The 4,703-nt window shown below is 38.2% G+C and carries 4 protein-coding genes; 1 reads left to right on the top strand and 3 read right to left on the bottom strand.

Going from position 1 to position 4,703, the window contains the following annotated elements; all coding sequences use genetic code 11:
• Nucleotides 1-216: 216 nt before the first annotated feature.
• Both mobV and HT699_RS01405 read right to left on the bottom strand, forming a co-directional pair.
• Nucleotides 217-1,509 carry a MobV family relaxase gene (mobV, locus tag HT699_RS12100; protein ID WP_345789790.1) on the bottom strand — a complete coding sequence of 431 codons (1,293 nt, stop codon included), beginning with the start codon at nt 1,507-1,509 and terminating at the stop codon, nt 217-219.
• A gap of 449 nt (nt 1,510-1,958) precedes the next feature.
• A complete protein-coding gene (locus HT699_RS01405; protein WP_239685142.1) occupies nt 1,959-2,246 on the bottom strand; it encodes a hypothetical protein in 288 nt (95 codons plus the stop codon).
• A gap of 64 nt (nt 2,247-2,310) precedes the next feature.
• Between HT699_RS01405 and HT699_RS01410 the strand changes: the two genes are divergently transcribed.
• The gene (locus tag HT699_RS01410) at nt 2,311-2,769 is read left to right on the top strand and encodes a hypothetical protein (RefSeq protein ID WP_172934041.1); all 459 of its coding nucleotides are present in this window, start codon (nt 2,311-2,313) and stop codon (nt 2,767-2,769) included.
• Between the two features lie 173 nt (nt 2,770-2,942).
• Here HT699_RS01410 and HT699_RS01415 read toward each other — a convergent pair whose 3' ends face one another.
• Nucleotides 2,943-3,752 (bottom strand): replication initiation protein, encoded by an 810-nt coding sequence (locus tag HT699_RS01415; RefSeq protein ID WP_172934042.1) that lies wholly within the window; start codon nt 3,750-3,752, stop codon nt 2,943-2,945.
• Nucleotides 3,753-4,703 lie beyond the last annotated feature (951 nt).

Genomic DNA, 4,703 nt, shown 5'->3' on the forward strand with positions numbered 1-4,703 from the left:
GTCAAGTAGCTTTCACGGCATAAATCGCTCAGATACTCAGCCCTTTTGTAGGCTCATGTCTTGTCCTAGACAGTTCTCGTGTCTCTCTTAAGTTTTCTAAACGCTTATTGAGACTGGTTACTTCTTTTTCTGTTATGACTTCAGAAAGATCATCTAAGAGATTTTTAGAAACTTTCAACTCCCTGTTTTCTAGCTTTAATGCTTTGTTTTCAGTCTCTAATTGCTGATTTTTCCATTCTGCATGAGATAGGCTATTTTCATGCCTGCTAGTGCATTTCTAAGTAACTCATTTTGATTGACCGCCTGCTCCAGCTTCTCTACAACATCAGACACAAACGTCTTCAGTCGTCCAACAAAATCCGAAGTAAAATTAAAGCCATCGCCAAACAGTTTAGGAGTAGCATTTTCTAATTCTTCCTGCAACTCTTTGGCAACTCGACGTCTATCTAAATCTCTATACGAAATTTTCGATAAGTTACTTGATTGTTCCACCAAAAGTTGCGTTTTTTCTCTATGAGCTCTCTCCAGACGAACCACATCATCGCTCAGACGCTTAGAATCGCTTTTTAACCCCTTTATTTCCTCCTGACGACTATTTACCTCAGAATTTAACTCAGATAGCTCTGAGAGCCTCTCAGAAGCCTCAGAATCGATTTTACCGTATTCGTCAATCTTTTTCTCAAGGACACCCTCTAAACGTCCTAAATCTGCCCTTAAATCGTTTCTATGAGTGTCTAGCCATTTGAAACGCTCTTCCAACGTCGCTTCTCGGATTTTAAATGTCACGTCTGAATCTGCAAATAAAGAACCTATGTCCTCATAATCTTGAATTTCTGAGATTGTTGCAGGTCTACGTTCTTCCGTATGCCAATATTTTGGCGCTCCTAAATCTAGCAATTCCTGATTAAGAGCTTCACGCCCCATTTTTTCCTTGTAATCCGCCACACTCAAATGCTGTTCTTTGCTATCTCGCTTTCCACGTTGCAACTCAAAACCATGCTCATTCATGTACCTTGGCAAATCTTCCTGAATATGCTTTAGCTCCTCACGGTTAAACATAACCTTTGATGACAGCTTACCATTTCTCATTGGAACAATCCCTAAGTGCATGTGTGGGGTACTCTCATCAAGATGTACACTGGCATAAGCAACGTTGGTTTCTCCGTAATTCTCCGCGAAGTAGTTTTTAGCCGTTTCAAAAAATTTTCTCGTCTGCTCCTGGCCCAACTTTTCAAAAAAATCTTTATCTGACGTAATAATCCATTCATCACACAAAACAGCGTCTTTCCGTATCCCACGTTTAGAACTCTTGTTCTCGTTCACATAGTCCTTAATTTGCCGTTCATACGACACAGAGCGGTCACGATCCGTCAACTCATAGTTGAGGTGTGACCTGCTCGTGTCGATGTCTTTGTTTGAGTGCTTTTCAAAAATCCGTTCATTGTGCTTATGTGCGCCACCCAAATTCCCAACTTTCATTTTCTGCATTCTCGCAACCATGTAGCTCATAACTTTTACCTCCTCAGGTGGGTCATTCGAGTAGCGAATGACAGACGAGCCGGCAAGCCTATTGCTCGTCTATTGTGATAACATTCTAGCTAGAATTTTAGCACAAATTTCGGCTAACTTCCATGTAAAGTATAAACGCACTATACTTTACTTCGTAAAGGTGCGTTCTCCGAAGGCTCTTGCAGAGAGCTAGTCCGCCCACTTTATGCCAGGGCGAACTACAAAAAAGCCCTCGAATCGCAAGGGCATTTTTTGAAAAATTGGGCGACTTCTATAAGTCCCCCAAAGTCATTTTTTCAAAATGACAGTCGGACGGCTTCGCTATTGTCCGACCAAAAAATCAAAGTAAACATAGTTGAGAAAATTATCGCCATAGGAAACATTGATACTATCAACTCCACACATCCTACATAGACAATTTCCATTATATTTTTTAATATTCTTCAAAACTATATCTTATACAAATTATTTAATCTTTCTAACTCTAATACATTCATACATACTTCTACTCCAGTAACTCCCCCCTTACTATGAATAACCCCACAAGAAAACACAATCCTCTCCTTACTCAAAATATTTGACAACACTACTAATGATTCTAAAATATAATCCTTTATAATAATAAAACTATTATTTTCATCCTTAGCAAACTCTATAAATCCAATATCCTTACACCTATCACCAAGATGAAACCTAAGTGATTTCAAAAAATAATCAAAAAAAACATCACTCTTCATAGAAAACCCTTTCATTTTTTAAAATATTCTGATATAATCATACAAAAAATAAAGGAGAACTGCCATGAAAAAACTTATTTTATTTATAACTACCTTTCTCACTCTTCTTTCATTTACTGTTACAACATATGCCGAAACTCCAAAAGCAAACCAAATCACCCCATATTCTACTGCAACTGGAAATGGTGGAGTTTCCAAAATAGAAATTTATGATAACCGAAGTAGAGCATGGTGGTACGCACGACCTTATACTAAAAGCTCTTATCAATTCTCTGGAGGAGTTCGTATTACATTAACAAATGGCCGTACCTTATATTACTCGGTAAGCGGTCAAGGTAGGGCAGGACAATCAGTTAGTGGTTCAATATATGTAAGCGGAAAAATAAAAAGAGTAACTTTTACAGGTGTAGCTTACGGCCCTGGTGGAATACAAATAGCACTTCCTCAATCAGAAACAAATAATTACAGTAGTGGTGGTTCAGGGATGAGAATACCGAACCCTGAAATTCTATACGAAGAATAATTCACTAACAAGAAAGAGACTGGGACAATTTTGTCCCAGTCTCTTTAAATTTCATCAACATCGAGCTGCTTTTTCATCTCAATAGCATCTTTTTACTCATAAATTAGATATAAACAAGTGTTTTCCATGGCAGTTACAACCATTTGAACCATACTTAGATTTTTGAACAGTGCTTAATCTAAAAAATCATAAATATCTGTCTGTCGACTTCTTTCTTCAGCTTGCTTGATTATCTCTGCAGTTGGTACTTGTCGATTATCAGTAATCTGCATTTCATAGCCAATGACCTTTCGGCCATTTTTAACTACGTTTAGATAAACATCTACCCCTAATTTTTTCTCTAGCTCTTCTGCCCCAACTTTCAGACAGTTCCTTGCAAAGATTGCAGGGGGCATTCTTCTCTCTTCCCCTAAAAACCAATCTTGCCAATCGTCTAAATCTCCTTGAATGGTTGTGACACGTTGATTTTTAAAGCGATTTGCTTCCCACAATTTCATCAAAATAATGGCATACTTTGATTTGATTTGAGCTAACTCTGCCAATTTGAACGAGAAGAACTGGCTACGTAAAGCAAATACGTAAGGCGCAGCATCTTCTGAAAAGATAAATTCCACTTCGCCATTAGCTAAGAATTTAATTTTTCTAAATAACTGGGTCATCAATATCCCTTTAACGCCATTCTCAACGATTGGCAGATATAACGCAGTGTTTTCGTTTAGGGCTTTAAAGCCACGTGCCACACGCTCATAGTTTTTCCCTGAAGTGTTCAATCCAAAGTGCTTCAGCACCTCTTTTGCATTTGTCGTAAATGTATCTGTTGCAGTGCTTTCTTTGGTCACATAGCTAAAACAATAGTCCAGTAGCTTATGTTCAAAGGCTTTTAAATTCCCAAAGGCTTTGGCTAGGTCATTCGCTTGTACTACTAGATAATCTTGTCTAGACATCAAGCCCTCAAACGCATTTTCTGACTTCCCTTTTTTCATGGCTTAACCTCACGTACTTTTTTGTCATAAATGATTATATAATATTACATGACAAACTTCAAGTAATTTATTACCTTTTTTGTCATGTATCACGTACTTTTTTGTCATGTATCACGTACTTTTTTGTCATGTATCACGTACTTTTTTGTCATGTATCACGTACTTTTTTGTCACTTATCTCCTCGCAAACCCTTGATAATACTGACTTTTTGACACCCCCAAAGTATATATAAAGTATATATAAAGTAAGTATGAAAGTAACTCCTTTAGAAAAAAATCCTTCATTTTTTTAATTTTTCAAAAAAAAAAAGACCCTATCGGGCCAAGCTCTTAAAAACGTATTCGGGGTCTTTACAGCTCGAAGCTGAAGGCAGTCCCACACCCGACACAAAATAGTGCCCTTTGAGCTATCCGTTTCCAGTTGCCCGACAATAAAGAGCTTCACGCCACCGACCGTATCACTGAGGCGCCTCATAAAGATTATAACACAAATGTCTATTTTTGACACCAATTATAAAACTATGTTATAATTTAATCAACAACAAGAGTAGTGAGTTCATCACGCTAAACGAAAAGCACCCTGTCCGCCAAGACTTAGGGTGCTTTTTTTGCGCTAGCTACAACACACTAGCGTTCGTGAAAAGTGACACTATTTCTCGTTGTCATCGAAGCGCTTTTCAATCCACTTCATCCCATAGGCTTTCCCCAACTCGTACGCTAAGGGCAACACTACTCGGACAACAACAAGAAGAGTAATGAGTTCTAACAAGCTAAACACCTCCTTTCGAAGGCTTAGTGCCAGAATATTGCTATTATACCATGTCCGCTTGCTTTATTCCATGGTCTATTTGACAACAAGGAACCTAGGTCGTTAGTCTTTGGTTTGTCGGTCAGCTGAACAAAGTTCAGACTGAACCGCCTTAACCAGTCTAACTTGACCTAGCTTATTGT

It is taken from the genome of Streptococcus sp. 1055 (assembly GCF_013276815.1).
Classification (GTDB): domain Bacteria; phylum Bacillota; class Bacilli; order Lactobacillales; family Streptococcaceae; genus Streptococcus; species Streptococcus pseudopneumoniae.